Source organism: Vasconcelosia minhoensis LEGE 07310 (assembly GCF_015207255.1).
Lineage (GTDB): Bacteria > Cyanobacteriota > Cyanobacteriia > Phormidesmidales > Phormidesmidaceae > Vasconcelosia > Vasconcelosia minhoensis.
The window spans coordinates 1-1,164 of record NZ_JADEXG010000158.1; the positions used below are offsets into that span (position 1 = coordinate 1).

The following is a 1,164-nucleotide window of genomic DNA, read 5'->3' on the forward strand; positions in this document are numbered from 1 at the left end:
GGGAGTGCGTCATCATTTAGCGAGAGAAAAACCACTATAGAGGAGTAGGACGCAGAGAATAGATGCCATGACCCCCGAGCAAAACCAGCAGCTGCAAGCTCATGTCAGCGAAATTGCCAAGCTCCTGTATGCCGATGCCCAGGCCCAGGGACTGCCGATGGGCAACTTAATCGAAATCGAAATGGCCGTACGCAGCCAGCTGCTGCACCACGTCTCACCCGAAATCGGCATTTTTTTATCGACACAGCGGTCGGCCCAGACAGCGGCTACAGCCGAACCCTAAACAGCTTGCTAGGCAAACTGCGAGTCGGCCCCAGGCAAGCCCAGCAGCTCGGCGTTGCACCCGGCGTCCAGCAGAGTCCGTTGCTGGCGCTGTGCTGTCTACGAATGAGTGCCAAAACCTCCTACCGTCAGGCCGCTAGCGATGTTGAGCTGTTGACTGGGATGAAGGTGAGTGCGAAGAGCCAAGAACGCATCGTCAACCGGATTCCCATCGCAGCGCCTGAAGTTGACTCTGAGGTCAATGAAGTCGCGCTGGATGGCGGCATGGTGCGGTTGGCGACTCCCAAAGGCGCTCCCAGTGAGTGGAAGCAGTACAAAGCAGTGCGGCTGAACGCAAAGGGGGCTGGGATGGCCTGGTTCCAGGACAACTCGGCGCTGGTGAGCTGGCTTCATCAGCTGAGCTTCATCAGCTTGTTTTACTGTCTGGGCGATGGTCATCCGGGCATCTGGTCGCTGTTTGCACAGCTTCAGGTGCCGCAGCTGTCTGAGGAAATCTTGGACTGGTTTCACCTGATGGAGAATCTGCACAAGGTCGGTGGGTCGCTGAAGCGCTTGCAGCAGGCCGAAGCGCTGCTCTGGCGAGGGCAGGTCGATAAGACCCTGGCCTTGTTTGCCTCAGTTAAGACAGAAGCGGCTGGCCGCTTTCAAGGCTATCTGCAAACGCATCGCAGTCGTATTCCCAACTACGAGTACTACCAGCTGGAAGGTTTGCCGATTGGTTCGGGTTCGGTCGAATCTTGGATTAAGCAGATTGATGAGCGCATTCAAGTGACGGGGGCACGCTGGAAGCCTGAACGGGTGCCGCAGATCCTGGCGCTTCGCTGCGCCTATCTCAATGGCGACCTGGACTCTTTTTCTCTCGTTGAAGTATGACGCGCTCCC

The 1,164-nt window shown here is 57.2% G+C and carries 1 protein-coding gene; it reads left to right on the forward strand.

The window, feature by feature from the left end; all coding sequences use genetic code 11:
* The first annotated feature begins 67 nt into the window (after positions 1-67).
* Positions 68-1,155, forward strand: a protein-coding gene (locus tag IQ241_RS25250) for an ISKra4 family transposase (protein WP_193912581.1) whose coding sequence is annotated in 2 segments (ribosomal slippage) — positions 68-230 and positions 230-1,155 — 1,089 coding nt in all. Because the reading frame shifts where the segments join, the coding sequence is not laid out codon by codon here.
* Positions 1,156-1,164 lie beyond the last annotated feature (9 nt).